This window comes from Pseudomonas sp. PsB, assembly GCF_043658375.1.
Taxonomy (GTDB): Bacteria; Pseudomonadota; Gammaproteobacteria; order Pseudomonadales; family Pseudomonadaceae; genus Aquipseudomonas; species Aquipseudomonas putida_Z.
Map to the genome: position 1 here is coordinate 129,722 of NZ_JBIGLU010000005.1, position 26,379 is coordinate 156,100.

Consider the following 26,379-nt stretch of genomic DNA (forward strand, 5'->3'; position numbering starts at 1 on the left):
GCCGCTCCCACAAGGGCCGGTGCAGCTAGCTAGTACACATCCCGCCGATACCGCCCATCCTCGATCAGTTGCTGCACTACCGCTTCCCCGAGGATGCCGTTGAGCGCCGCATCCACCCCGGCAGCCATGCCTTGCAGGCTGCCACATACATACACACAGGCGCCATCCGCGACCCAGCGCTTGAACTCTTCAGCCTGCTGCAGCAACACATCCTGCACATACACCTTGTCGGCTTGATCCCGCGAAAATGCGAGGTCCAGGCGTGCCAGGTCGCCGTTGTCCAGCCAGCCTTGCAGCTCGTTGCCGCACAGCAGGTCATGCGCACGGTTACGCTCGCCGAACAGCAGCCAGTTGCGCTGCTCGCCAGCATTCACCCGCGCGCGGAGCAAGCTGCGCAGGCCGGCCAGGCCGGTACCGTTGCCAATCAACACCAGCGGTGCAGCCGTTTCCGGCAGGTGGAAGCTGCTGTTGCGCCGCAAACGCAGGCTCAGCGTACCGTCAAGCGGCAGGTATTCGGTCAGCCAGCCGGAACCCAGGCCCAGGTTGCCATCAGCATGGCGTTCCTGGCGCACGATCAGCTCCAGCACGCCATCGCTGGCGATCGAGGCAATCGAGTACTCGCGGCTGCCGATGGGCACCAGCGCGTCGACCAGCGCCTGCGGCTGCAAACCGACCAGGTGATCGCGACGGGTCGGCAACTGGCGGCCGGCCAGGGCCTGGGCGAGGGTTTCGCCCAGGCCATTCACTTGCACCTTGGCCCCGGCGTCCAGCGCCATGCCATCGAGGAAGGCGTCGATCCTCGGCTGGCCGTTGAGCGGCAGGATCTCCACCAGGTCGCCAGCATCCCAGTTGGCGGGCTGTTCCGGTCGCAGGCCCAGCAGGTACACCGGCTGGCCCTGGCTGCCCGGGTTGAGCAGTTCGCGGCGCACCAGCGACCAGTTGCCGAAGCTCGGCGGCTGCCAGGCGGCCACTGGCTGGGCGCCGGTCAGTTGCGCCAGTTCCTGCTGCCACTGCTGCAGCGCGGCCTGGTCGGCGTTGTCCACTTCCACCGGGCTGAACGCACTGCTGGCACCGCGTTCACCCAGCCATGCCTGCAGGCGGCGGGCGAAGCCGCAGAAGTGCGGATACTGGCGGTCACCGAGGGCGAGCAGGGCATAGCTGAGGTTGTTCAGCGCCCAAGGCTGGCCGAGCACCTTGCGCTCGAAGGCGCGGGCGCTGTCGGGGGCTTCGCCGTCGCCGAAGGTGCTGACCACGAACAGCGCACGGCGGGCCTGGCGCAGGTCGCTTTCACCCAGTTCTGCCAGGGCGCGTACCTGCACTGGCAGGCCGGCGGCCTGAAGCTGCCCGGCGCTCTGCCAGGCCAGTTGTTCGGCAAGCCCGCTCTGGCTGGCAAAGCCGATCAGCCAGCTGTCGCCGCTGGCAGTGTTGCTGGTGACGTTGCCACGGGCGGCACGTACCTGGCGCTTCTTGCGACGGCGGTCGAGGTACAGCAGCCAGCCGGTGACGAAGAACAGCGGCATGGTCAGGCTGGCGATGGTGACGATGATGCGCCCCGGCAGGCCGAAGTATTCGCCCACGTGCAGGGCGTAGACGCTCTGCAGCAACTGGGCCTTGAAGGACTTGTCGGTGTAGCGGTCATGTCTTTTCACCTGGCCGCTGGCCGGGTCCAGTACCAGGGTGTTGAAGGCACGTGGGTGGTCGGCGTTGTCCAGCAGGTAGAACAGGTTGGCCGGCTGACCGCCTACCGGTGGCAGACGCAGGTTGTACATGGCCAGGCCCGGGCCGGCAGCGTCCTTGAGGTTGGCCCAGATTGCGTCGTAGTCGACCACCAGCGGCGGGGCGTTCTTGTCGATTTTCTGCGGCCCGTGGCGGCCCCGGCCTTCGCCGCGCTTTTGCTGCTGGCCGGCGGCCGGCGCGTCGGCCAGCAGCTTGTTCAGGCCCTCGCGGTACCACTCGTAGGACCAGAACAGCCCGGTCAGGGCGAACAGCAGGTAGAACAGCAGGCACCAGGTGCCGGCCACCGCATGCAGGTCCCAGTTGAAGGCGCGGCCTTTCTTGGCCCAGTCGAAGGTCAGCCAGGTGCGCCAGTCCAGCGCCTTGCGCGGCCAGCGCAGGTACAGGCCGGAGAGGCAGAAGAACACCAGCATCAGGGTGCAGGCACCGGTGATCTGCCGGCCGCTGTCGCCCATGGCCAGGAAGCGGTGCAGGTTGAGCATGAGGTTGAAGAAGCCTTGCCCGGCCACTTCTCCCTTGAGTTCGCCGGTGTACGGGTCGGCATAGCGCAGCTGGCCACGGCGCTCGCCTGGTGGTGGGGTGAAGAAGACGCGTGCGGCGTTGCCTTCGCGTACATCGACCCACAGCATCGCCACCTTGTCGTGCTGCTGGGCCTCGACCCGCTGGACCAGTTCGGCCGGGGGCAGCACGCCCTCCGGGCGCACCTGGACCTTCAGGACATCGGCATTCAGCGCGCGCAGCAGTTCTTCCTGAAACGAGTACAAGGCCCCGGTGATACCCATCAAGGCCAGCACCAGGCCAGCGGTGATGCCAAAGAACCAGTGCAATTGGAACAGCGTCTTCTTCACCACATGATCACCTTGTGTTTCTGCCGCACACTGCGCGGCGTGCATTATGCCTTGATACGCAAAAGCCCCGCTCACGGGAATGAACGGGGCAGGGTGGGCTCGTCAGTCAGGCTTGTGTTGTCTGTACCGGCCTCTTCGCGGGTGAACCCGCTCCCACAGGTACTGCACTGACCTCAGGTCCAGTGATATCTCTGTGGGAGCGGGTTCACCCGCGAAAGGGCCGGCACAGGCGCAGCCCATTCAACAGATCAACCCCATCCCGGCATCAGAAGTGGAAGCTGGTGGTCAACAGTGCAGTCCGCCCGGCGGCCTGGTTGGCATAGTGCCCACTGTAGGCCTTGTCGTAGTAGACCTCGTTGGTGAGGTTCTGCACGTTCAACTGCAGGTCGACATGCTTGGTCAGCTTGTAGCTGGCCATGGCGTCGTAGCGCCAGTACGAGTCGACCATCACGCTGTTGGTGGTGTTGCCGAACACTTCATCGACGTAGAAGGCACCACCACCAATGGTCAGCTTCGGCGTGACGTTGTAGGTGGTCCACAGGGTCAGGCTGTTGTTCGGTGTGTTAGGCAGCTGGTTGCCATCGTTGTAACCATCGATGAACACCGTGCCGACCCGCTGCGCGCCGCCGTCGACGAGCTTGGCATCCAGGTAGGTGTAGCCGGCGAATACCTGCCAGGCGTCGGTCAGCTTGCCGCTGGCGCTGAGCTCCAGGCCATCGACACGGGTCTTGCCGATGTTCTGGTAGGTGTTGTTATCCACCAGTACACGAGCGTCTTCCTTCTCGGTGCGGAAAATGGCTGCGGTCAACGCCAGGCGTTCGTCGAGCAGATCCCACTTGGTACCGATTTCGTAGTTGGTGGTTTGTTCTGGTTTCAGCTCGCTGGTAGTGGTGGCCGTGACCAGCTCGTTGCCGGTGCCTTCGCCGAGCGCGTAGCCAGGCGGGGTGGCGGAGGTGGCATAGGATACGTAGATGCTGCCGTTCTCGGCAGGCTTCCAGGTCAGGCCCAGCTGGCCAGTGACGAACTCACTGGTGTCTTCGGTCTTGAAGCTTGTAGAACCGTTGGCCGCTTTGGTCTTGGCCTTGGTGTCGAAGTGGTCGTAACGCAGGCCCATGGTCAGCAACCAGGCCGGGTCGAGCTCCAGCGTGTCGGTGAAGTAGATGGCGCGGGTATTGCCAGCCGTATCGGCACCGGCTTCGGTGCGGCTGATGGTGCCGTCCCACTCTTCATGCGGGTTGGGGTTCGGGAACGAGGTACAGACACCGGAGATCTGCCCTGTTGCACTCGAGCAGCTGCCAGCGCCGAAACCGGTGACGTCATAGCCCGATTTCACCGATGTTTCCCGGCTGAGTTCGATACCGGTGGAGAAGCTGTTCTTCATGCCACCAACGTAGAAATCGCCATACAGGTCGGTCTGGTTGGTGGTCGTGCGGGTGTTGGCGACACGGTTGTTCGGGCGACGCCAGACTTCACCGTTGAGGATGTTGCCCTTGCTGTCGTCTGGCTGGCTGTAGATGTAATCCTGCAGCGTATTGCCATGGCGCAGGGTGTTCTTGATGGTCAGCGAGTCGCTCAGGTCGTGCTCGATGCTGATGGTCGAGATATCTGCACGGCTCTTGGAGAAATCGCGACCGACCAGACCGTAGTAGTTGCTGCTGCTGCCACCGCCGTGGGTCGGCTTGTCCGGGTTGGCCGAGGTGCGAGCGGCCGAGCTGCCGGAGCGCAGGCTGTAGGGAATACCCGAATCCGGCAGGTCGTCGCTTTCCACGTGGTAGTAGTCAAGGCTCACGCGGGTATCGGTGCCCAGACCGAACACCAGCGAAGGTGCCACGCCCCAGCGGTCGTAGTTGACCTCATCGCGGCCGGCGACGTTGCTTTTGTGGGTCATCAGGTTCAGGCGGCCAGCGACGCTGTCGCTGAACTGATAGTTGCCATCCAGGGTGTAGCGCTGGGTCTGATCGCTGCCCCAGGTCCAGGCGCCGTCGAGCGAGTTGCCCAGGTGCGCACGCTTGCTGACCATGTTGATGGTGCCACCGGCAGCGCCACGGCCAGCGATCGAGGAGTTCGGGCCCTTGGCCACTTCCACCGACTCGATGGCGAAGATTTCGCGGGTTTGCGAACCGGTATCGCGCACGCCGTCCAGGTACATCGAGCTTTGGCTGTCGAAGCCGCGAATGAATGGGCGATCGCCGGAGGGGTTGCCACCTTCGCCGGCACCCATGGTGATGCCCGGCACGGTGCGCAGTGCATCCTGCAGGGTCAGGGCGCTGGTGTCCTTGATCACCTGCTGCGGGATCACGGTGATCGAGCGCGGGGTATCTACCAGCGGCGCGGTGTACTTCTGCGAAGAGGCCTTGTCGACCTTGTAATCGGTGCTGGCCTGTTCAGCCTTGCCGTTGACGCTGGTGGCGTCGAGGGTGATAGCGCTGCTGGCGGCCGGGTCAGCGGCATAGGCCGACGAGGCGCTGAGGGCGACGCCGATGGCAGACACGATCAGGCGTGGTGAACTCACTGCAGATGGTACGTACTGGCGCATTGCTAAGGACCTTCCCCAAGGTGTTAAGGCCGCGGATCTTAATGTAAGCAATTGTGACTCACAATAGAGAGTCGTTACCATTCGTGAAGAATTTACAATCTTTACAATTTGCCTTTACGGTTTCATCAAGCTGAAACGTCTTAAGCGGCGAATGGGGCTTGTGAAGCGCAAAAGGGAATCAATATCATTGGCGCCTTTATATTTTCCAACGGTGCTGCCGCCATGCTGCTTCACATCCCCGGCCTGTTTCACGCCGATGAACTGGCCCGTATCCGCGAGGCGCTGGAGCAGGCCGACTGGGCCGACGGCAAGATCACGGCCGGCTACCAGTCGGCCAAGGCCAAGCACAACCTGCAGCTGCCGGAAGGTCACCCGCTGGCCAAGGAGATCGGCAATGCGCTGATCGACCGCCTGTGGCAGACCCCACGCTTCATGTCTGCAGCCTTGCCGCACAAGGTGTTCCCGCCACTGATCAACTGCTACCGCGAAGGCGGCAATTTCGGCTTCCACATCGACAACGCCCTGCGCCAGCCCAAGGGCAGCCCGGAGCGGGTGCGCACCGACCTGTCTTCCACGCTGTTCCTCAGCGATCCGGACAGCTACGACGGCGGCGAGCTGGTGATCCAGGACACCTATGGCGTGCAGCAGGTCAAGCTGGCCGCCGGTGACCTGGTGCTGTACCCCGGCACCAGCCTGCACAAGGTCAACCCGGTTACCCGTGGCCAGCGTTACGCCGCGTTTTTCTGGACCCAGAGCCTGGTGCGCGAGGACAGCCAGCGGGCGTTGCTGTTCGAGATGGACAATGCCATCCAGCAACTGACTGCCGATGTGCCGGAGCATCCATCACTGCTACAGCTGACCGGCACCTACCACAACCTGCTGCGCCGCTGGGCCGAGGTCTGAACCGTGTCCTATCAGTTGCGGCGTGAGGAAGTAGTGGATGTGGCGGGTTTGCAGGCCATGCTGGAAGAAAGCCCTGGCAAGGCCGCCCAGGCGATCCTGGCGGCGGCCGGGCAGGGCGCGGTGGAGGCACAGTTGCTGCTGGGGCAGATCCTGCTCGACGGGCGCGGCATTCAGGCGGATGCCGCCGTGGCCAGGCGCTGGTTCGGCATCGCCGCGCAGGGCGGCAGTGCCATGGCGCACAACATGCTGGGGCGTTGCCTGGAGCATGGCTGGGGCGGTGAGCCAAGCCAGGCACAGGCGGCCATCCACTATGCGCGTGCGGCCGATGCCGGGCTGGACTGGGGGCTGTACAACCTGGGCAACCTGCTGGCCACCGGGCGCGGCGTACCGGCCAACCAGGCGCAGGCGCTGATGTGCTACGAGAAGGCCGCGCACATGGGGCATGCCAAGTCGATGAACCTGTACGGGCGTTATCTGGAGCAAGGCATCGCCACGGCGCCCAACCCGGCACGGGCGGTGCGCTGGTATAGGCGTTCGGCCGAGGCGGGGGACTTTCGTGGCATGTTCAGCCTGGGACTGGTGCTGGTCGAGCGTGGGCAGGTGGCGGAAGCCGGGCCCTGGCTGGAGCGGGCGCGGGTCGAGGGGAACATGAATTTCCTGCGCAGTGCGCTGATGACCTTGCAGGGGGCGGGGCCGGTGTTGATGGCCTTTGCGGCGCGGTATGCCGAGGAGATCGAACGGCGCGAAGCTTGAGGTTCCCTCAAGGCCCGCACTACCTGTAGGAGCAGCCTTGTGCTGCGAAGAGGCCGGCATGACAAAAGATGGCCTTTGGCATTTATGGCCTCTTCGCAGCACAAGGCTGCTCCTACAGGGAGTTGCACAGGCCTGAAGGCGGAAAGCACAAATGAAAACGGGGCCTTGCGGCCCCGTCTTGCGTTACAGGTAGTAAGCCTTCAGCGGCGGGAAGCCGTTGAATTCCACTGCGCTGTAGCTGGTGGTGTAGGCACCGGTCGACAGCCAGTACAGGCGGTCGCCGATGGCCAGGTTCAGCGGCAGGCCGTACTTGTAGTGCTCGTACATGATGTCGGCGCTGTCGCAGGTCGGGCCGGCGATGACCACTTCTTCGGTCTCGCCTTTCTTCTCGGTCCAGATCGGGAACTTGATGGACTCGTCCATGGTTTCGATCAGGCCGGAGAACTTGCCCACATCGGTGTAGATCCAGCGCTCGACGGCGGTGCGCGACTTGCGTGCAACCAGTACCACTTCGCTGACCAGGATACCGGCGTTGGCAATCAGCGAACGGCCCGGCTCGAGGATGATTTCCGGCAGGTCGTCACCGAAGTCTTCCTTCAGGAAGCGGATGATCTCTTCGGCGTAGGTTTCCAGGCTGTTGGTCCGGGTGATGTAGTTGGCCGGGAAGCCGCCACCCATGTTGATCAGCTTCAGCTCGATGCCGTCTTCTTCCTTCAGGCGCTCGAAGATCACCTTGACCTTGGCGATGGCAGCATCCCACACGCTGATGTCGCGCTGCTGCGAGCCAACATGGAAGGAAATGCCGTAAGGCACCAGGCCCAGGTCGCGGGCGAGGATCAGCAGGTCCATGGCCATGTCGGTCTGGCAACCGAATTTACGCGACAGCGGCCAGTCGGCAGTGGTCGAGCCTTCGGTGAGGATACGTACGTACACTTTCGAACCCGGTGCGGCCTTGGCGATGTTGCGCAGGTCGGCTTCCGAGTCGGTGGCATACAGGCGCACGCCCTTCTCGTAGAAGTAGCGGATGTCCTTGGACTTCTTGATGGTGTTGCCGTAGCTGATACGGTCAGCGCTTACGCCGCGGCCCAGTACCTTGTCCAGCTCGTAGATCGAGGCGATGTCGAAGCTCGAACCTTTCTCTTTGAGCAGGTCGATGATTTCCACGGCCGGGTTGGCCTTGACCGCGTAGTACACCTTGGCGAATTCGAAACCAGCACGCAGGTCGTCATAGGCCTGGCTGATCATCTGGGTGTCGATGAGTACGAACGGGGTTTCCTGCTTGTCGGCGAACGCCTTCATTTTCTGGAAGGTGTCACGCGCGAAATAGTCTTCGACCTGGATCGACATGCTCAGGGACTCCATGGGCAAACTGAAAATTTAAGTGGCTGCAAACTGAACGTCCTCCGTATCCCCACTTTGGTTCGCCTACTCAGTACTTGAGCCGGATGGATCGTTTCCAGCATGGACGTTCGGCGCGCACTTTAGGGCGTGAAGAATGCAGAATCAACAGGCAATCCGGGCGTGATCGACGCGGATCGACGACCTGCCATTTGAATAACCGACCCATGTGACCGGCTGATGTTCCCCGGAGTGTTTCAAGCGTAAAAAATAGTGGAATGGAGCGCGTTGGCTCCTTCGCGGGCACGCCCGCTCCCACAGGCATCTCGCGGTTCCTGTGGGAGCGGGCGTGCCCGCGAAAGGGCCTCAGGTGTTCATATTTATGGCCACATTTCCCTGGCACCGCCGTGCATGAAAAAGACGATAAATTTTTTGTTACCGACTGGCGGAATTGCCGTGTTTGATGAGAAACATTACTATTCGCACCCTTGTCTGCCTCCCTGATGACCCCGACCGTGTCCGGACCCAAAGGCTTCCTCGACCACTACCATGAGCTGATCGGCACCTGGACGCGCAAGTTGCGCAGTCGACAGCAGGCCGAGGACCTCACCCACGATGCCTTTGTCCGGGTACTGGAAAACCCGCGCGAGCAGGTCGAGCAGCCACGCGCCTACCTGCACCAGACCGCACGCAATATTGCCGTGGATGGTTTCCGGCGCGAGGACCGCCGCCAGGCCCTGGAGCTGGAAGCCTTCGACGAAGGCGTGGCCGCCAGTGGCGACCCCGAGGCCTACGTGCATGCGCTGGAGCTGGCCGACAGTGTCGAGCGGGCGCTGGCCGAACTGCCGCTCAATTGCCGGCAGGTGTTCATCTGGCAGAAGCTCGAAGGCCTGACCCAGGCCGAGATTGCCGAGCGCATGGGGTTGAGCAAGAACATGGTCGAAAAGTATATGATCCGCACGCTCCGGCATCTGCGTGAGCACCTGGATGTGTCGGCATGATGAGTCAGGAGACCTTTTCGATGAAACAGCACGGTACCGATACCGTCCGCGAGCAGGCGGCCGCGTGGTTCGCCCGGGTGCAGGATGCGCCTCGCGATGCCGGGCTGCAGGCGCAGCTGCACGCCTGGCTGGAAGGCGATGCACGGCACCGTGATGAGTACCAGCAGCTCGCCCGCCTGTGGCAGGCCACCGACTTCATCCCGCGCCAGCGCCTGGAAGCGCTGTGCCAGCCGGCACCGGTACGCCAGTTGCCACGTCGGCGCTTCGTGCGCCAGGCCTTGGCCGCCAGCGTGGCCGCAATGGCGTTGGGCCTGGGCTGGGGCGGCTGGCACTACCAGCAACTGAATCACCAGGGCAGCTTGCAGACCGCCTTCAACGAACGCCGCCAGGTCGAACTGCCGGATGGTTCGCACCTTGAACTCAACGGCAGCACGCAAGTGCAGGTCGCTTTCAGCGCCGGCCAGCGGCATGTCCGGCTGATGGCGGGTGAGGTGATGTTCACCGTCGCCCACGACAGTGGCAGGCCGTTCGTGGTCGACACCGCCCAGGGCAGCGTGACTGTCACCGGTACCCGTTTCGACGTCCGCCTGGACCCGGCCAGCACCCGCGTGGCGGTGGAGCAGGGCTCGGTGCGTGTGCAGGGCAAGGGCGCCTCGCTGGCGCAGCTCACGGCGGGCCAGGGCTCGCATATAGATGCACAAGGCCAGGTGGCGGCGCCCTATGCGGTGAATACCGGCGCCCTGACTGCCTGGCGCCAAGGCAGGCTGGTGTTCGACAACGCCACCCTGGCCGAGGTGGTGGCCGAGGCCTCGCGTTACCGCAGCCAGCCGCTGCGGGTCGCCCCCGGTAAAGTCGCCCAGCTGCGGCTGTCCAGCACCTTCAGCACCGACGACACCGACGCGCTGCTGCGTGCCTTGCCGAGCATCCTGCCGGTGGCCATCAAGGCCCATGAAGATGGCTCGCGCGAAATAATCGCGAAATAGATTCAGGTTTTTTTCCGCTCGTTCGTCTTCCCCGCCAGCTGCAACTGCCAAGCATTTCCATTTGCATGCGGTTGGCGTTTATTCCGTATTCCAGGAAGTTTCGACGACGTGAACAACAACAAGCCCTTCCCACGCTTCCGCGCCCTGGCGCTGGCCCTGGCGGTCAGTGCCGTGGCGGTCAACAGCCAGGCCGCAGAGTCCGGCAGCACCATCCAGATCCAGGCCCAACCCTTGGCTTCGGCGCTGAACCAGCTGGGCCAGCAGACCAACCTGCAGCTGTTCTTCAGCCCCGAGCTGGTGGCCGGCAAGCAGGCCCCGGCGGTGTCCGGCCAGCTGGCGCCCGAGCAGGCGCTGCAGCAGCTGCTGCAAGGCAGCGGCCTGACCTACGAGATGTCCCAGGGCACCGTGGTGGTCAAGCCGGCCCAGGCCGATGGCACCCTCACCACCGGCAGCCTGGAGCTGGCACCCACCGACATCAAGGTGGTGGGTGACTGGCTGGGCGATGCCCAGCAGAGCGTGGTGCAGAACCACCCCGGCGCGCGCACCGTGGTACGCCGCGAGGCGATGGTGGAGAAGGGCGCAATGAACGTGCGCGACGTGCTGCGCGGCATCCCAGGCGTGCAGGTGCAGGACTCCAACGGCACCGGCGGCAGCGACCTGTCGCTGAACGTAGGTGTTCGCGGCCTGACTTCGCGCCTGTCGCCACGCTCCACGGTGCTGATCGACGGCATCCCGGCCGCCTTCGCGCCCTATGGCCAGCCGCAGCTGTCGATGGCGCCGATTTCCTCGGGCAACCTCGACAGCATCGACGTGGTGCGTGGCGCCGGCTCCGTGCGTTATGGCCCACAGAACGTCGGCGGGGTGATCAACTTCGTTACCCGGGCTATCCCGGAGAAGGCCTCGGCCGAGCTGTCCACCACCCTGGAAACCTCCCAGCATGGTGGCTGGAAACACACCGAGTCGGCCTTCGTCGGCGGCACGGCGGACAACGGCATGGGCGTGGCGCTGCTGTACACCGGGGTGAATGGCAACGGCTACCGTGAAAGCAACAACGGCAACGACATCGACGACGTCATCCTCAAGACCCACTGGGCGCCGACCGACGTTGACGAGTTCTGGCTCAACTTCCACTACTACGACGGCCGTGCCGACATGCCCGGCGGCCTGACCCAGGCGCAATACGACAGCAACCCGTACCAGTCGCTGCGCGACTACGACTACTTCGCCGGCCGGCGCAAGGACGTGTCGTTCAAGTGGCAGCGGCAGCTCGACGACGCCACCCAGTTCGAAGTGCTGACCTACTACACCGACAGCTTCCGCGGCAGCTCCATTGCCTCGCGCGACATGAAGACCCTGTCGTCGTACCCGCGCAACTACCACACCTTTGCCATCGAACCACGGCTGTCGCGGATCTTCTTCGCCGGTCCGACCACCCAGGAAGTCAGCGTGGGCTACCGCTACCTGAAGGAAGCGATGCGTGAGCAGTCGACCCGCCTGGCGCTGATCGACAACGTGCCGACGCCGACCCCGACCTCCGACGGCCATGTGTTCCAGGACCGCAGCGGTGGTACCGAGGCCAGCGCCTACTACATCGACGACAAGATCGACGTGGGTAACTGGACCATCACCCCAGGTATCCGCTTCGAGCATATCAACACCGACTGGCGCGACCGCCCGGTGCTCGGTGCCAACGGCCAGCCGGTGCCGGAGAAGAAGCGCAGCATCACCAGCAACGAGCCACTGCCGGCGCTGAGCGTGATGTACCACATCTCCGATGCGTGGAAGGTGTTCGCCAACTACGAGACCTCGTTCGGCAGCCTGCAGTACTTCCAGCTGGGCCAGGGTGGTACTGGCAACAGCACGGCCAATGGCCTGGAGCCGGAAAAGGCCAAGACCTACGAGATCGGTACCCGCTATGACAATGGCGGCTTTGCCGGTGAGCTGACGGCGTTCTACATCGATTTCGATGACGAACTGCAGTACATCAGCAACGACGTGGGCTGGACCAACCTCGGCGCGACCAAGCACCAGGGTATCGAGGCCTCGGTGCGCTATGACCTGGACGGGCTGGACCCGCGTCTGGAAGGGTTGTCGGTGAGCGGTGGCTATACCTATACCCGCGCTACTTATGAAGGGGACATTCCTGGCTTCAAGGGCCGTGACCTGCCGTTCTATTCACGCCAGGTGGCCACTGCCGGGGTGCGTTACGCGGTCAACCACTGGACCTGGAACCTGGATGCCTACGCCCAATCCAAGCAGCGCGCGCCGGGTACCGGGATCAATGCCGATGGCAGCTTCAACGGCGACTACATCACCGAGCCGAGTGCGGATGGGCAGTACGGTGATATTCCGGGTTACGTGACCTGGCATGCCCGTGGCGGGTATGAGTTCGGGCCACAGATGTCCAACCTGAAGCTGGCGGCGGGGGTGAAGAACCTGTTCGACAAGCAGTACTTCACCCGCTCCAGCGACAACAATGCCGGCATCTATGTGGGTGAGCCGCGGACCTTCTATGTGCAGGCCAGTGTAGGGTTCTGACATCGCGTCGCCTGCTTCGCGGGTGAACCCGCTCCCACAGGTACCGCGCAGGTCTTTAGCCTTGCATCGACCCTGTGGGAGCGGGTTTACCCGCGAAGAGGCCGGCACAGGCAATCCATTACCTGGGTTTTGAGCCGAGATTGCCGGGGCCGCTTTGCGGCCCATCGCGACACAAGGCCGCTCCTACAGAAGAACGCGATCTGCTGTAGGAGCGGCCTTGTGTCGCGAAAGGGGCGCAGCGCGCCCCCGGCGATTACGAAACCACCGCCTCAGCCGGCGAAACGATGCTGGTCTTCGCCCCCCGCGAGCGCCCCGAACTCAGGTACGCCGCAATCGACTCCTGCGTCACCTCGCCCAGGAACACCTGCTCGGCATCCAGCACCGGCAGCCACGCCCGGTTGAACTCGTACATCCGCGACAACAGGATGCGCAAATGCTCGTCATGCGACGCCGTGGCATTGAACGGCCGCAGGAAGTCGCCACAAGTCCCTTGCTGGCGATGTATGTCACGCCGGCGCACGTAGCCCAGTGCCTTGTTCTGCGCATCGGTCACCACCACGTAGCGGCGGTCGTGCTCGTCCAGCAGTTCCAGCGCATCGCTCACCGGCGTCTGCGGGCTTACCGATGGCGCGTTGTCTGCCGCATCCTCCGCACGCACCAGCAGCAGGCGCTTGAGGGTGCTGTCCTGCCCGACGAAGTTGCTGACGAACTCGTCCGCCGGGTGCGCCAGCAAGGTGTCCGGGTGATCCAGCTGCAACAGCTTGCCGGCGCGGAAGATGGCGATCTTGTCGCCCAGCTTGATCGCTTCGTCGATGTCATGGCTGACCATGATCACGGTCTTGTTCAATGCCCGCTGCATCTCGAAGAACTCGTTCTGGATCATCTCGCGGTTGATCGGGTCGACCGCGCCGAACGGCTCGTCCATCAGCAGCACTGGCGCTTCCGCCGCCAAGGCGCGGATCACGCCGATACGCTGCTGCTGGCCGCCGGACAGCTCGCGCGGGTAGCGCTGCAGGTACTGCTTGGGCTCCAGCTTGATCATGTGCATCAGCTCGCGGGCGCGTTCATGGCACTTCTGTTTGTCCCAGCCGAGCAGGCGCGGCACCACGGTGATGTTCTCCTCGATGGTCATGTTGGGGAACAGGCCGATCTGCTGGATGACATAGCCGATGTGCCGGCGCAGGGTGACCTCGTCCAGCCCGGTGGTGTCTTCGCCATTGATGAACACCTGACCGGAAGTGGGCGTGATCAGGCGGTTGATCATTTTCAGGGTAGTGCTCTTGCCGCAGCCCGAGGGGCCGAGGAACACGCAGATTTCCCCTTCGTTGACGGTGAGGCTTACCGAGTCGACGGCTTTGACGTCCTTGCCGTTGACGTTGAAGGTTTTGCTGAGGTTCTTCAATTCGATCATGAGCGCAGTCCTTCTGGAGTCAGGGCACGTTGCAGGGTTTGCAGGAGCAGGTCGGCGATGATTGCCAGCAGGCTGACCAGCACGGCGCCGACCAGCAGCATCGACATGTCGCTGCGGCTGATGGAGGTGAGGATGAGTACGCCAAGGCCGCCGGCGCCGATGGTGGCGGCGATGGTCATCACGCCGATGTTCATCACCACGGCGGTGCGCACGCCGGCGAGGATCACCGGCACGGCGATGGGCAGTTCGACCATGCGCAGGCGCTGGCCGAAGGTCATGCCGATGCCGCGCGCGGCTTCACGGATGCCGGGCTCGACGTTGGTCAGGGCCAGGTAGGTGTTGCGCATGATCGGCAGCAGTGAGTAGAGAAACACCGCAGTGATCGCCGGCAGCGGCCCGAGGCCCTCGCCGAACTTGGAGTAGAACGGCAGCAGCAGGCCGAACAGGGCGATCGAGGGGATGGTCAGCAACACCGTGGCGCTGGCTTGCAATGGGCCGGCGACGGCCGGGAACCGGGTCATCAGGATGCCCAGCGGTACGCCGACGATGATCGCCAGGCCCACGGCGACGCCGACCAGCATGATGTGCTGCCAGGTCAGTTGCAGCACCTGGGCCCAGTCCAGGTGGTTGAAGGTATCGATCAGGTTCATGGCTGGCCCTCGCTGTTCAGTGGGTGCTCACGCAGGAAGGTGGCGGCCACGGCAGTCGGGTTCTGGTGCTCGACATCGACCTTGGCGTTGAGCTGGCGCATGGTTGCGTCATCCAGCTGTTCGGCCAGTGGCTTGAGCAGGCCGGCCAGCTGCGGGTTGGCGTCGAGCACGGATTTGCGCACCACCGGCGCGGCGGTGTAGTCGGGGAAGTAGTGCTTGTCGTCCTCCAGCAGCTTGAGGTCGAAGGCGTTCAGGCGGCCGTCGGTGGTGTACACCAGCCCGGCGAACACCTGGTTGTTGCGCATCGCGGTGTACACCAGGCCGCCGTCCATCTGGCGGATGTTGCGGCGGTCCAGCGGCAGGCCGTACATCTCGCGCAGGCCGACCAGGCCATCGGGGCGGTTGGCGAACTCGGTGTCCAGCGCCACCAGGTGATTGCGGTGGCTTTCGTCACGCAGTACCTGGTTGAGGTCGCTGATGGTGTTGACCTGCGGATAGGCCTCGGCCACCTGCTTGGGCAGGCCCAGCGCGTAGGTGTTGCTGAACTTCGATGGGGTCAGCCAGATCAGGCCCTTCTTCGCATCCAGCGCCTTCACCCTGGCGAGGGTTGCCTCGGCACTGGGCATGCGCTCGTCGATATGGTTGTACGACACCAGCGACACGCCGGTGTATTCCCACATCAGGTCGAGCTGGCCGGTTTCCTGGGCCTGGCGCGCGATATTGCTGCCAAGGCCGGTGGTGACGCGCACGTCATAGCCGTTGGCGCGCAGGTATTGCGCGGTGATTTCGGCGAGTACGGTCTGTTCGGTGAACACCCGCGCGCCGATGCGGATCAGCGGTTTGTCCGCCGCCTGGGCAAATCCTGCGAACAGCAGGGCCGCGCCCAGCAGCAAGGCGATTCTCTTGTTCATATGTTCCCTATCTTTATTGGGCCAGGCCACGTTCCAGCCAGCGCTTGCTGGAGAAACTCACCGCCGCGTCCAGCGCCAGCGCCAGCAGTGCGGTGCAGGCAGCCCCCAGCAGCAGCTGTGGCTGGTTGTTCAGGGCGATGCCGGGGAAGATCAGGCTGCCCAGGCTGTTGGCGCCAATCAGGAACGCCAGCGGTGCGGTGCCGACGTTCAGCGCCAGGGCCACGCGCACACCGCCAACGATGATCGGCACGGCGTTGGGCAGCTCCACTTGCCACAGTTGCTGGCGCGGGGTCATGCCGATGCCGGTGGCGGCTTCCTTGAGCGAGGCGGGGACGTTTTTCAGGCCCTCATAGGTGTTGCGCACGATGGGCAGGAGGGAGGCGAGGAACAGCGCGAAGATCGCGGGCCCGGCGCCGATGCCCAGGATACTCAGGGCGATGGCCAGAACGGCGAGGGGAGGGATGGTGTTACCAACGTTGAACAACTGCATGAAGCGCTCGGCTTTGTCGACCCGGTGCGGTCGACTTAACGCAATGCCGGCGGGGATGCCCACGGCCAGCGCCGCCGCCATCGAAGCCAGCACCAGTACCAGGTGCGCTTGCAGGTAGAACCCAAGATCGTCGCGATACCGCGCGATCGTGTCGATGCCGATCCAGTGGACCAGCAGGGCCAGGATGACGAGCACGGCGGCCCATCCCAACAGCCCTTTTCCGTAGCGTTCAGCCACAGGCGGACTCCTTGTGTAGTCGGCGAGCACACTTCTTGGTTGCCGGCCAGTCCTGGCGGCGGGTGGTGTGTTCGCGAGTAGCAGCGTGACGCACGCCGAAGGCTGCGATCAGGCCATGAGCCGAACCCCGTCGGGCCCGAAAAAGCTGATGAAACCAGCTCCCCAACCGAAGCGGGTTGCAGGGGAGTGGACGTCTCCGTGGGCGTAAAGGTTCCCATCTGGGGCGGCATTTGGCCAGCGTTAATCACTGGTTGGTTGGAAAATTGACGAGAAAAAGCAGCGGGTTAGTGCTCTGTAGGCGTTGAAATAACTGCTCTTTGGCCATTTGTCGTGATAAAGTGGCTGGTTGTTGATTTGTAGTGGCAGTGCCGGCCTCTTCGCGGGCACGCCCGCTCCCACAGGGATCTCCACTGCTGTTCAGGCCTGTGCAGTACCTGTGGGAGCGGGCGTGCCCGCGAAAGGGCCGGAACAGGCACCGCCGGTTCAGCAAATTTTGGTCCCGGCCCAACTTCAGGTATGATATCGCCCCTTTTAAATCCCCCAGTCAGGCGATTTCCCATGACCAACCAGGCCGCCGAAGTCGCGAAGCGCCGCACTTTCGCAATCATTTCCCACCCCGACGCCGGTAAGACCACCATCACCGAGAAGCTGCTGCTGATGGGCAAGGCCATTGCCGTCGCCGGTACCGTGAAGTCGCGCAAGTCCGACCGCCACGCCACCTCCGACTGGATGGAAATGGAGAAGCAGCGCGGCATCTCCATCACCACCTCGGTGATGCAGTTCCCGTACCGCGAGCACATGATCAACCTGCTCGACACCCCCGGCCACGAAGACTTCTCGGAAGACACCTACCGCACCCTGACCGCGGTGGACTCGGCGCTGATGGTGCTCGACGGCGGTAAAGGTGTAGAGCCACGTACCATCGCCCTGATGGACGTGTGCCGCCTGCGCGACACGCCGATCGTCAGCTTCATCAACAAACTCGACCGCGACATCCGCGACCCGATCGAGCTGCTGGACGAGATCGAAGCCGTGCTGAAGATCAAGGCCGCGCCGATCACCTGGCCGATCGGTTGCTACCGCGACTTCAAGGGCGTGTACCACCTGACCGGTGACTACATCGTGGTGTACACCCCGGGCCACGGCCACGAGCGCACCGAAGCCAAGATCATCCAGAAGCTGGACTCGGACGAAGCCCGTGCCCACCTGGGCGACCAGTACGATTCGTTTGTCGAACAGCTGGAGCTGGTGCAGGGCGCCTGCCACGAGTTCAACCAGGAAGAGTTCATCAACGGCCAGCTGACCCCGGTGTTCTTCGGTACCGCGCTGGGCAACTTCGGTGTCGACCATGTGCTTGACGCCGTCGTCGACTGGGCGCCGCGCCCGCTGGGCCGTGTTGCCCACGAGCGCACCGTGGAGCCTGTGGAAGAGAAGTTCACCGGTTTCGTGTTCAAGATCCAGGCGAACATGGACCCGAAACACCGCGACCGCATCGCCTTCATGCGTATCTGCTCGGGCAAGTACGAGAAGGGCATGAAGATGCGCCACGTGCGGATCAACAAGGACCTGCGTATCGGCGATGCGCTGACCTTCTTCTCCTCCGAGCGTGAGCAGCTGGAAGAGGCCTATGCCGGCGACATCATCGGCCTGCACAACCACGGCACCATCCAGATCGGCGACACCTTCACCGAAGGCGAGGCGCTGGGCTTCACCGGTATCCCGCACTTCGCCCCGGAGCTGTTCCGCCGCGTGCGCCTGAAGGACCCACTGAAATCCAAGCAGCTGCGCCAGGGCCTGCAACAGCTGGCCGAAGAAGGTGCTACCCAGGTGTTCTTCCCAGAGCGCAGCAACGACATCATCCTCGGTGCAGTCGGTGTGCTGCAGTTCGACGTGGTCGCCAGCCGCCTGAAGGAAGAGTACAAGGTCGAGTGCGCCTACGAGCCGATCACCGTATGGTCGGCCCGCTGGATCGGCTGTGACGACAAGAAGAAGCTCGAGGAATTCCAGAACAAGGCCATGGAGAACCTGGCCATCGACGGTGGCGGGCACCTGACCTACCTGGCGCCGACCCGGGTCAACCTGTCGCTGATGGAAGAGCGCTGGCCGGACATCAAGTTCCGCGCTACCCGCGAGCACCACTGATTCGGAAAGCTTGCATCTGACCCCTGTGGGAGCGGGTTTACCCGCGAATGCGTCGGTGAATTCAACATCGCATTCGCGGGTAAACCCGCTCCCACAGTGACCGCGTTACGGCCGCACTCAGTTTCCTGCCTTGATACTGGTCCAGATCCTCGTCCGAATACGGTCGATCTTCGCCGGCATTGCCTCCAGCGCATACAGCTTGCCCATCACTTCCTCGCTCGGGTAAACCATCGTATTACCCTTCATCGCCGGATCCACCAGCCCGTCCGCCTCAAGGTTGCCGTTGGCGTACTGCACATGGTTGCTGATGTTGGCCATCACCTCCGGCTGCAGCAGGTAGTTCATGTAGGCATACCCGGCCTTCTCATCCGGTGCATCGGCCGGCATGGCAACCATGTCGAACCACATCGGTGCGCCTTCCCTGGGTATCGAATACCCCACGTTCACCCCGTTCTTCGCCTCCTCGGCACGATTCTTCGCCTGCAGCACATCCCCCGAGAAACCGACCACCACGCAGATATCGCCGTTGGCCAGGTCGCCGGTGTACTTCGATGAGTGGAAGTAGCTGATGTATGGCCGCACCTGCATCAGCAGCGCCTTGGCCTTGTCGTAGTCCGCCGGGTTCTGGCTGTGGTGCGGCAGGCCCAGGTAGTGCAGGGCGATCGGTAACAGCTCAGGGCCGTTGTCCAGCACGGCGACGCCGCAGCTTTTCAGCTTGCTCATGTACTCAGGCTTGAAGATCAGGTCCCACGAGTTTATTGGCGCGCTGTCGCCGAGCACCGCCTTGACCTTGTCGACGTTGTAGCCGATGCCGGTGCTGCCCCACAGATACGGGAAGCCGTATTGGTTACCCGGGTCATTGACCTCTAGTGCCTTGAGCAACACCGGGTTGAGGTTGTGCCAGTTGGGCAGCTGCGACTTGTCCAGCTGCTTCAGGGCTTTGCCCTGGATTTGACGGGCCATGAAGTGGTTGGACGGGAACACCACGTCGTAGCCGGAGTTGCCGGTCATCAGCTTGCCGTCGAGGGTTTCGTTGCTGTCGTAAACGTCGTAGGTGGGCACGATACCGCTGGCTTGCTGGAAGTTCTTCAGTGTGTCGGGGGCAACGTAGCTGGACCAGTTGTAGATCTTCACCGTTTCGGCGGCACCGGCCACGCTGGCGGCCAGCATCAGGGGGGCGAGAAGGAGCGTGCGCATGTCGGGGTTACCTTGCTTTGTGTGTTGTTATCGAAGGCAGGCGATCAGCGGAACCGGCAAATCCTGTGTCGGGGAAAGGAAAGTCAGTGCATGAAGCCTTCCATGAAGTCCGCAAGATTGCTGGCCAGGCGCCGCCTCCAAGGCGCGCTGGCGGGGTTGGCGAGGGTCCGATCCTCGTGGACGAAGCTCTGGATGATCGCGTTGTAGCCCAGCCAGCGGCAGGGCTCGGGTGGCCAAGTGGCCAGGCTTGAAAGCGGGCGGCTGTCGAGCACCCAGGGTTGCGCGGTCAGTTCGTTGTGCTGGTTGAGGATCAGCGCCGCCAGGGTGCGCCCGCCCAGGTTGGTGGCGCCGACGCCTTCGCCGCCGTAGCCGCCCGCCAGGGCGATGCCGCGTTGACGGTCGCAGAGCATGTGCGGGCGGAAGCGCCGAGCCATGCCCAGGTTGCCGCCCCAGGAGTGGGTGATACGCACGTGCTTCAACTGCGGGAACAACTCGCTGAACAGGTAGCGGCGCAGCTCGATTTCCTGTTCGTCGAGGTTGAAGTTTTCGCGCAGGCGGCCACCGAAGCGGTAGCCGCCACGGGCGCCGAATACCAGGCGGTTGTCGGCGGTGCGCTGGCCGTAGGTGACCTGGCGGCTGCTTTCGCTGAACGCCTGGCCCTGGTTCAGGCCGATCTGTTGCCAGGTGGCCTCCGGCAGTGGTTCGGTGGCCACCAACAGGCTCTGTACCGGCAGCTGATGTTTGCCCAGTGGCGGCAGGCTGGCGGCGTAGCCCTCCACGGCGGGTACCATCCATTGGCAACGGATGCGCGCCAACGGGGTACGCACCTCACCCGGCTGCCAGTCGATGGCTGGGGTGTTTTCGTAGATGGGTACGCCCAGCGCCTCTACCGCTCGGGCCAGGCCACGCGCCAGCTTGGCGGGTTGGATGGTTGCGGTGTGCGGGCTGTAGATGGCGCCATAGGCATTGCTGACCCGCAACTGAGCGTCAAGCTGTTCGGGGCGTAGCCAGCGGTAGTCGTCCTCGGTCATGCCTTGGCGATAAAGGTCGTCGAGGTAGGCGCGCAGGCTGCGCTCCTGTTCCGGGTAACGCGCGGCGCAATACAGCACGCCGCCTTTGCGGTAGTCGCAGTCGATGCCCTCGCGTTGCAGCACACTGTGCACTTCATCGGGAATGCCATGCAGCAGGTCGATGCTGGTGCGGCGCTGCTGCGGCGACAGGGTGGCGAGCAGGCGGTCTTCGCCGAGCAGGTTGCCCATCAACCAGCCGCCGTTGCGCCCCGAGGCGCCGAAGCCGGCGATGTTGGCCTCGATCACCGCGATGTTCAGTTGCGGCGCCTGGCGCTTGAGGTAGTAGGCGGTCCACAGCCCGGTGTAGCCGGCGCCGATGATGCACACATCGACCTCGAGGTCCTGGCGCAGGGCCGGGCGCGCGCACAGCGGCTCGTCGAGCTGGTCCATCCAAAGGCTGAGCGTGCGCAGGGGTTGCATCGGGTTTTGCTCCACATCCGTCAAGGTCTGTGGGCGATGCTAGTGGTGTCTGCCAGTGCCTGTCTTACGTGCGTGCACGCAGGGAAATTTGCTTCAGATAGGCCTTGGGGGTGAGGCCGGTGTGCTCGCGGAAGCACTTGTAAAACGCCGAGAGCGAGTTGAAGCCGGCGCTGAACGCCAGGTCGTCGATCGCCGCTTCGACGCTGTCATCGTCAAGGCTGGCCATCAGGTGTTGCAGGCGCGCCTGGTTGACGTAGCGGTAGAAGCTTTGCCCGAGCACCTGGTTGAACAGATAGGAGATCTGGTTGCGGCTGTAGCCGCTGGCGTCGGCCACCTGCTGCAGGTCCAGCTCCGGGTCCAGGTAGGGGCGCTGGCGCTGGAAGTAGTGTTCCAGGTCCTGGGCCATGGTCGACAGCTGCCGGGGTGACAGGCCCAGGCGGCTGGTGGCCGGGCGCGGGCCGCTGCTGGCATGGCCACTGCTGCTCCGGCGGACCAGCGTGGCGTATTCGTTGACCTGCCAGATCAGGCCGTCCTTGACGGTAATCGCCTCGCTGGACTGGAACGCCACCAGGCCGTCGCCGCCCTGGACCGTGACCTGGTACTGGATGAACGCGGTACAGCCGTCGACGCGGATGCGGTCGCTGTGCACGATATCTTCGCCGGCTTCATGGGGCAGGCAGGCGCGCACGTAGTCACGCAGTTCCTGGTAGCCGAGCACGCGGTTCTGGAAGAAGTCGTGGTACTGGATGTCGGGGTGGTAGAGCACCATGACGCCGTCGAGGTCGCGGTGCTTCCAGCACAGGTGGTAGCGCAGCACGGTGTCGGCGGTGAGCGGGGTCTGCTCGGGGCCGTCGGGGAGGGTGGTGGCGGTCATGAGCCTGATAGTGCATTGCAGAACACCCAGCTGCAAGGGTGCGGATCCGGCATATTGCACGGTTTTGCCAAGCGGCTTGGGCAGTAAGCCTTTGATTCGGTTGAGAGTGATTTTTTGACAGGGATGGCATGGCGAGTGCACCGGTCTGTTCAACATCGAACAAGGAGAAAGGCCATGCGCTCGATACTGCTCTGGATGATTGGGGTGCCGATTCCGGTGATTATCCTGATCTGGTTCTTCATGCATTGAGATTTTTGGGGCCGCTTTGCGGCCCATCGCGACACAAGGCCGCTCCTACAGGAGATTGCGGTCCCTTGTAGGAGCGGCCTTGTGTCGCGATGGGCTGCAACGCAGCCCCGGCTATCTAAAGGCTAAAGAAACTGCTCGGCATAGTGACAAGCCACCTGCCGGGTACTCACCTGCCTAAGCGCCGGCACCTCCTTGGCACACCGCTCGGTCGCATACGGGCAGCGCTTGTGAAACGCACACCCATCCGGCGGGTTCAGCGGGTTGGGCAACTCCCCGGCAATGCGGATCTTCGGCTTCAAAGGGTCCGGGTGAATCGCCGGCGTCGCCGACAGCAGCGCCTGGGTATACGGGTGCAACGGCCTTTCGTAGATATCTTCTTTCGGCCCCATCTCCGCCGGCCGGCCGAGGTACATCACCAGCACCTGATCGGCCACATGCCGCACCACCGCCAGGTTGTGCGAGATGAACACGTAGGCAGTGTTGAACTCCTTCTGCAAATCCATGAACAGGTTCAGCACCTGGGCCTGGATCGACACGTCCAGCGCCGAGGTCGGTTCGTCCGCCACCAGCACCTTGGGCTGCAGCATCATTGCCCGGGCCAGGGCGATACGCTGACGCTGGCCGCCGGAGAACATGTGCGGGTAGCGCTGGTAATGCTCGGGGCGCAGGCCGACCTGTTCCATCATCTTCTGCACCTTTTCTCGCCGCTCGGCCTTGCTCAGCGAGGTGTTGATCAGCAACGGCTCGGCCAGCTGGTCACCAATCTTCTGCCGTGGGTTGAGCGAGGCGTAGGGGCTCTGGAACACCATCTGTACGTCGCGGCGCAGTTGCTTGCGCTCGCTCTTGCTGGCGCCTTTCACTTCGGTGCCGGCAATTTGCAGCGAGCCGGAGGACGGCTCTTCGATCAGGGTCAGTGCGCGGGCCAGGGTCGACTTGCCACAGCCGGACTCGCCGACCACGGCCAGGGTCTTGCCGGCCTCCAGTTCGAACGACACGCCATTCAGCGCGCGGACCAGGGCGTGGCCCTTGAACAGCCCGCGGGAGACTTCGTAATGCCGGGTCAGCTCCCGGGCGGATAGAACGACGGCCATCACGCCACCTCCTGGTTCAGCGGGTAGAAGCAACGCACCAGGCCATGGGCCTGGGGATCGAGGGGCGGGCGCTGGCGCCGGCAGTTGTCCTGCACGTACGGGCAGCGCGGTGACAGCAGGCAACCCACGGGGCGGTCGTAGCGGCCGGGGACGATGCCGGGCAGGGTGGCCAGGCGTTCGGCACCGATGCTGTGCTCGGGGATCGCCGCCAGCAACGCTTCGCTGTAGGGGTGGGCGGGCACGTCGAACAGCTCCGGCACCTGGCCCACTTCCACGGCCTGGCCGGCGTACATCACGCACACCCGCCTGGCCGTTTCGGCGACCACGGCGAGGTCGTGGGTGATCAGGATGAGCGCCATGTTGCGCTCCTTCTGCAGGTTGACCAGCAGCTCCATGATCTGCGCCTGGATGGTCACGTCCAGCGCAGTGGTGGGTTCGTCGGCAATCAGCAGCTTGGGCTCGCCGGCAATCGCCATGGCAATCGCCACGCGCTGGCTCATGCCGCCGGACAGCTGGTGCGGGTAGGCGTCCAGGCGGCTTTCCGCAGCCGGGATCTCGACCTTTTTCAGCAGCTCCAGGGCACGCTGGCGCGCGGCCTTGCCCTTCAGGCCCAAGTGCTGGCGCAGCACTTCCTCGATCTGGTAGCCCACGGTGTAGCTGGGGTTGAGCGCGGTCATCGGGTCCTGGAAGACCATGGCGATGTCCTTGCCCACCACCTTGCGTCGCTGGCGGCCGCTGAGCTTGAGCATGTCGGTGCCGTCGAAGGTGAGCGAGTCGGCGGTGATGCGCCCGGGGGCGTCGATCAGGCCCATCAGGGCCATCATGGTCACGGACTTGCCCGAGCCGGATTCGCCGACGATGGCCAGAATCTCGCCGGCCTCCACCGTCAGGTCCAGGCCATCGACCACCGGTACCGCATTGGCGTCGCCGAAGCGCACGTTCAGGTTGTTGATCTGCAACAGTGACATGGCGTTCTCCTCAGGCGGCGTTCTTGAGTTTCGGGTCCAGCGCATCGCGCAGGCCGTCGCCCATCAGGTTGATTGCCAGCACACTGAGCAGAATGGTCAGGCCGGGCAGGCTCACCACCCACCAGGCGCGCTCGATGTAGTCACGGGCCGAAGCCAGCATGGTGCCCCACTCCGGGGTCGGCGGCTGTACGCCAAGGCCAAGGAAGCCCAGGGCGGCGGCGTCGAGGATGGCCGAGGAGAAGCTGAGGGTGGCCTGCACGATCAGCGGTGCCATGCAGTTGGGCAGCACGGTGACGAACATCAGCCGTGGCAGCCCGGCACCAGCCAGGCGTGCGGCGGTGACGTAGTCGCGGTTCAGCTCGCCCATCACGGCGGCGCGGGTCAGGCGCACGTAGGATGGCAACGACACGATGGCGATGGCGATCACGGTGTTGATCAGGCCTGGGCCGAGGATGGCGACGATGGCCACCGCCAGCAGCAGCGAGGGCAGGGCCAGCATCACGTCCATCAGGCGCATGATCGACGGGCCGAGAAGTTGCGGGAAGAAACCGGCCAGCAGGCCCAGCAGGATGCCAGGGATCAGCGACATCACCACCGACGACAGGCCTATCAGCAGCGAAAGCCGCGCGCCCTGGATAAGCCGCGAAAGCAGGTCGCGGCCCAGCTCGTCGGTGCCGAGGATGAACTGCCAGCTGCCACCTTCGAGCCACACCGGTGGGGTCAGCAGGAATTCGCGGTACTGCTCGCTCGGGTCGTGCGGGGCGACCCACGGCGCGAACAGCGCGCAGAACACCACCAGGCACATGAAGGCCAGGCCCATCACCGCGCCTTTGTTGCGGGCGAAGGCTTGCCAGAATTCTTTGTATGGCGAGGGGTAGAGCAGGCTCTGGTCCACCGGGCTGACCGGTGTGACGGATTTCGGAATCGGGCTAGTCATGGCGAAGGCCTCAGCGCTGATGACGGATGCGTGGGTTGGCCAGGCCGTAGAGGATATCCACGACGAAGTTGACCAGGATCACCAGGCAGGCGATCAACAGGATGCCGTTCTGGACCACGGGGTAGTCACGGGCACCGATGGCTTCGATCAGCCACTTGCCGATGCCCGGCCAGGAAAAGATGGTTTCGGTCAGCACTGCACCGGCCAGCAACGTGCCAACCTGCAGGCCGAATACGGTCAGTACCGGGATCAGCGCGTTGCGCAGGCCGTGCACGAACACCACGCGGGCCGGCGACAGGCCTTTGGCGCGGGCGGTGCGGATGTAGTCCTCGCGCAGCACTTCGAGCATCGACGAGCGGGTCATGCGGGCAATCACCGCCAGCGGGATGGTGCCGAGCACGATGGCCGGCAGGATCAGGTGCATCACCGCGTCCTTGAACGCGCCTTCCTCGTCGCTGAGCAGGGTGTCGATGAGCATGAAGCCGGTTTTCGGCTCGATGTCGTAGAGCAGGTCGATGCGCCCGGACACCGGGGTCCAGCCCAGGCTTACCGAGAAGAACATGATCAGGATCAGGCCCCACCAGAAGATCGGCATCGAGTAACCGGCCAGGGAAATGCCCATCACCCCGTGGTCGAACAGCGATCCGCGCTTGAGCGCAGCGATCACCCCGGCCAGCAGGCCGACGATGCCGGCGAACAACAGGGCGGCGAAGGCCAGTTCGAGGGTGGCCGGGAACAGGGTGAGGAACTCGCTCCACACGCTCTCGCGGGTGCGCAGCGATTCACCGAGGTCACCCTGGGCCAGCTTGCCGACGTAGTCCAGGTACTGGACCGGCAGCGGCTTGTTCAGGCCCAGGCGCTCCATGGCCTGGGCATGCATTTCGGGGTCGACCCTGCGCTCGCCCATCATCACTTCCACCGGGTCGCCGGGGATCAGGCGTATGAGCGCGAAGGTCAGCAAGGTGATACCGAAAAAGGTCGGTATCAGCAGGCCAAGGCGCCGGGCAATAAAGCTCAACATTGTCTGGGTTACCTCATCAGGCCGTGCGGCTAGCAGCACGCTACGGGGTGCCGCCGGTCCCCGTGTGGGTTGCCGGC

20 protein-coding genes are annotated in these 26,379 nt (G+C 63.9%); 6 read left to right on the top strand and 14 right to left on the bottom strand.

The features are described from left to right. Positions 1-29 precede the first annotated feature (29 nt). Positions 30-2,585 (bottom strand): sulfite reductase flavoprotein subunit alpha, encoded by a 2,556-nt coding sequence (locus tag ACGLHT_RS09675; RefSeq protein ID WP_274078549.1) that lies wholly within the window; start codon positions 2,583-2,585, stop codon positions 30-32. A 262-nt stretch (positions 2,586-2,847) separates the two neighbouring features. Then, a complete protein-coding gene (locus tag ACGLHT_RS09680; protein WP_137163032.1) occupies positions 2,848-5,118 on the bottom strand; it encodes a TonB-dependent siderophore receptor in 2,271 nt (756 codons plus the stop codon). Between the two features lie 222 nt (positions 5,119-5,340). Between ACGLHT_RS09680 and ACGLHT_RS09685 the strand changes: the two genes are divergently transcribed. Beyond that, positions 5,341-6,021, top strand: coding sequence for a Fe2+-dependent dioxygenase (locus ACGLHT_RS09685; protein WP_137163033.1), 681 nt, complete (start codon positions 5,341-5,343; stop codon positions 6,019-6,021). Positions 6,022-6,024: 3 nt separating this feature from the next. After that, a complete protein-coding gene (locus ACGLHT_RS09690) occupies positions 6,025-6,774 on the top strand; it encodes a tetratricopeptide repeat protein (RefSeq protein ID WP_137163034.1) in 750 nt (249 codons plus the stop codon). A 183-nt stretch (positions 6,775-6,957) separates the two neighbouring features. Here the strand turns inward: ACGLHT_RS09690 and ACGLHT_RS09695 are convergent, their stop codons facing one another. Then, positions 6,958-8,121, bottom strand: a complete 1,164-nt coding sequence (locus tag ACGLHT_RS09695; protein WP_015269027.1) for a type III PLP-dependent enzyme — start codon at positions 8,119-8,121, stop codon at positions 6,958-6,960. Positions 8,122-8,615: 494 nt separating this feature from the next. Here ACGLHT_RS09695 and ACGLHT_RS09700 point away from each other — a divergent pair, with 494 nt between their 5' ends. From ACGLHT_RS09700 to ACGLHT_RS09710, 3 genes are all read left to right on the top strand, one after another. Beyond that, complete coding sequence (locus tag ACGLHT_RS09700) at positions 8,616-9,113, top strand: sigma-70 family RNA polymerase sigma factor (protein WP_025337788.1); 498 nt, start codon at positions 8,616-8,618, stop codon at positions 9,111-9,113. Positions 9,114-9,133: 20 nt separating this feature from the next. Beyond that, entirely contained in the window at positions 9,134-10,096 is a 963-nt protein-coding gene (locus ACGLHT_RS09705; RefSeq protein ID WP_137163035.1) for a FecR family protein, read from the top strand. A gap of 108 nt (positions 10,097-10,204) precedes the next feature. Then, positions 10,205-12,634 carry a TonB-dependent siderophore receptor gene (locus ACGLHT_RS09710; protein WP_137163036.1) on the top strand — a complete coding sequence of 810 codons (2,430 nt, stop codon included), beginning with the start codon at positions 10,205-10,207 and terminating at the stop codon, positions 12,632-12,634. Between the two features lie 253 nt (positions 12,635-12,887). On the opposite strand, the gene ACGLHT_RS09715 is transcribed toward ACGLHT_RS09710, so the two are convergent. From ACGLHT_RS09715 to ACGLHT_RS09730, 4 genes are read right to left on the bottom strand one after another with little or no spacing between them, the layout of a single operon-like run. Beyond that, complete coding sequence (locus tag ACGLHT_RS09715; RefSeq protein WP_274119724.1) at positions 12,888-14,045, bottom strand: betaine/proline/choline family ABC transporter ATP-binding protein; 1,158 nt, start codon at positions 14,043-14,045, stop codon at positions 12,888-12,890. Beyond that, a complete protein-coding gene (locus ACGLHT_RS09720; RefSeq protein ID WP_137163038.1) occupies positions 14,042-14,695 on the bottom strand; it encodes an ABC transporter permease in 654 nt (217 codons plus the stop codon). Before ACGLHT_RS09720 ends, ACGLHT_RS09715 begins: the two co-directional genes overlap by 4 nt. Beyond that, positions 14,692-15,606 (bottom strand): glycine betaine ABC transporter substrate-binding protein, encoded by a 915-nt coding sequence (locus ACGLHT_RS09725; protein WP_274119723.1) that lies wholly within the window; start codon positions 15,604-15,606, stop codon positions 14,692-14,694. Before ACGLHT_RS09725 ends, ACGLHT_RS09720 begins: the two co-directional genes overlap by 4 nt. A 13-nt stretch (positions 15,607-15,619) precedes the next feature. Continuing rightward, a complete protein-coding gene (locus ACGLHT_RS09730) occupies positions 15,620-16,333 on the bottom strand; it encodes an ABC transporter permease (protein ID WP_085616828.1) in 714 nt (237 codons plus the stop codon). Positions 16,334-16,891: 558 nt separating this feature from the next. On the opposite strand from ACGLHT_RS09730, the gene ACGLHT_RS09735 reads away from it, so the two are divergent. Next, positions 16,892-18,475, top strand: coding sequence for a peptide chain release factor 3 (locus ACGLHT_RS09735; RefSeq protein ID WP_003257876.1), 1,584 nt, complete (start codon positions 16,892-16,894; stop codon positions 18,473-18,475). A 117-nt stretch (positions 18,476-18,592) separates the two neighbouring features. Here ACGLHT_RS09735 and ACGLHT_RS09740 read toward each other — a convergent pair whose 3' ends face one another. The 7 genes from ACGLHT_RS09740 to ACGLHT_RS09770 form a co-directional block, all read right to left on the bottom strand. After that, positions 18,593-19,672: a polyamine ABC transporter substrate-binding protein gene (locus ACGLHT_RS09740; protein WP_085616826.1), complete on the bottom strand. Its 1,080-nt coding sequence runs from the start codon at positions 19,670-19,672 to the stop codon at positions 18,593-18,595. A gap of 83 nt (positions 19,673-19,755) precedes the next feature. Then, entirely contained in the window at positions 19,756-21,162 is a 1,407-nt protein-coding gene (locus ACGLHT_RS09745; protein WP_137163040.1) for an FAD-binding oxidoreductase, read from the bottom strand. Positions 21,163-21,226: 64 nt separating this feature from the next. Next, complete coding sequence (locus ACGLHT_RS09750; RefSeq protein WP_137163041.1) at positions 21,227-22,036, bottom strand: nuclear transport factor 2 family protein; 810 nt, start codon at positions 22,034-22,036, stop codon at positions 21,227-21,229. A gap of 371 nt (positions 22,037-22,407) precedes the next feature. Further along, the gene (locus tag ACGLHT_RS09755) at positions 22,408-23,376 is read right to left on the bottom strand and encodes a peptide ABC transporter ATP-binding protein (RefSeq protein ID WP_024086321.1); all 969 of its coding nucleotides are present in this window, start codon (positions 23,374-23,376) and stop codon (positions 22,408-22,410) included. Further along, positions 23,376-24,344, bottom strand: a complete 969-nt coding sequence (locus tag ACGLHT_RS09760) for an ABC transporter ATP-binding protein (protein ID WP_003257886.1) — start codon at positions 24,342-24,344, stop codon at positions 23,376-23,378. The genes ACGLHT_RS09755 and ACGLHT_RS09760 overlap by 1 nt, the downstream gene beginning before the upstream one ends. 10 nt (positions 24,345-24,354) lie before the next feature. Then, positions 24,355-25,281 (bottom strand): ABC transporter permease subunit, encoded by a 927-nt coding sequence (locus ACGLHT_RS09765; RefSeq protein WP_025337799.1) that lies wholly within the window; start codon positions 25,279-25,281, stop codon positions 24,355-24,357. 10 nt (positions 25,282-25,291) lie between these two features. After that, on the bottom strand, positions 25,292-26,302 hold the full coding sequence (locus tag ACGLHT_RS09770; RefSeq protein ID WP_012316108.1) for an ABC transporter permease subunit: 1,011 nt from the start codon (positions 26,300-26,302) through the stop codon (positions 25,292-25,294). Positions 26,303-26,379: the final 77 nt, after the last annotated feature.

What these genes read in the sequence shown, in the direction of transcription:
- ACGLHT_RS09680 (WP_137163032.1), bottom strand. Translation starts at nt 5,118, where the DNA reads ATGCGCCAGTACGTACCATCTGCAGTGAGTTCACCACGCCTGATCGTG.
- ACGLHT_RS09685 (WP_137163033.1), top strand. Translation starts at nt 5,341, where the DNA reads ATGCTGCTTCACATCCCCGGCCTGTTTCACGCCGATGAACTGGCCCGT.
- ACGLHT_RS09695 (WP_015269027.1), bottom strand. Translation starts at nt 8,121, where the DNA reads ATGTCGATCCAGGTCGAAGACTATTTCGCGCGTGACACCTTCCAGAAA.
- ACGLHT_RS09700 (WP_025337788.1), top strand. Translation starts at nt 8,616, where the DNA reads ATGACCCCGACCGTGTCCGGACCCAAAGGCTTCCTCGACCACTACCAT.
- ACGLHT_RS09705 (WP_137163035.1), top strand. Translation starts at nt 9,134, where the DNA reads ATGAAACAGCACGGTACCGATACCGTCCGCGAGCAGGCGGCCGCGTGG.
- ACGLHT_RS09715 (WP_274119724.1), bottom strand. Translation starts at nt 14,045, where the DNA reads ATGATCGAATTGAAGAACCTCAGCAAAACCTTCAACGTCAACGGCAAG.
- ACGLHT_RS09720 (WP_137163038.1), bottom strand. Translation starts at nt 14,695, where the DNA reads ATGAACCTGATCGATACCTTCAACCACCTGGACTGGGCCCAGGTGCTG.
- ACGLHT_RS09725 (WP_274119723.1), bottom strand. Translation starts at nt 15,606, where the DNA reads ATGAACAAGAGAATCGCCTTGCTGCTGGGCGCGGCCCTGCTGTTCGCA.
- ACGLHT_RS09735 (WP_003257876.1), top strand. Translation starts at nt 16,892, where the DNA reads ATGACCAACCAGGCCGCCGAAGTCGCGAAGCGCCGCACTTTCGCAATC.
- ACGLHT_RS09740 (WP_085616826.1), bottom strand. Translation starts at nt 19,672, where the DNA reads ATGCGCACGCTCCTTCTCGCCCCCCTGATGCTGGCCGCCAGCGTGGCC.
- ACGLHT_RS09745 (WP_137163040.1), bottom strand. Translation starts at nt 21,162, where the DNA reads ATGCAACCCCTGCGCACGCTCAGCCTTTGGATGGACCAGCTCGACGAG.
- ACGLHT_RS09750 (WP_137163041.1), bottom strand. Translation starts at nt 22,036, where the DNA reads ATGACCGCCACCACCCTCCCCGACGGCCCCGAGCAGACCCCGCTCACC.
- ACGLHT_RS09755 (WP_024086321.1), bottom strand. Translation starts at nt 23,376, where the DNA reads ATGGCCGTCGTTCTATCCGCCCGGGAGCTGACCCGGCATTACGAAGTC.
- ACGLHT_RS09760 (WP_003257886.1), bottom strand. Translation starts at nt 24,344, where the DNA reads ATGTCACTGTTGCAGATCAACAACCTGAACGTGCGCTTCGGCGACGCC.
- ACGLHT_RS09765 (WP_025337799.1), bottom strand. Translation starts at nt 25,281, where the DNA reads ATGACTAGCCCGATTCCGAAATCCGTCACACCGGTCAGCCCGGTGGAC.
- ACGLHT_RS09770 (WP_012316108.1), bottom strand. Translation starts at nt 26,302, where the DNA reads ATGTTGAGCTTTATTGCCCGGCGCCTTGGCCTGCTGATACCGACCTTT.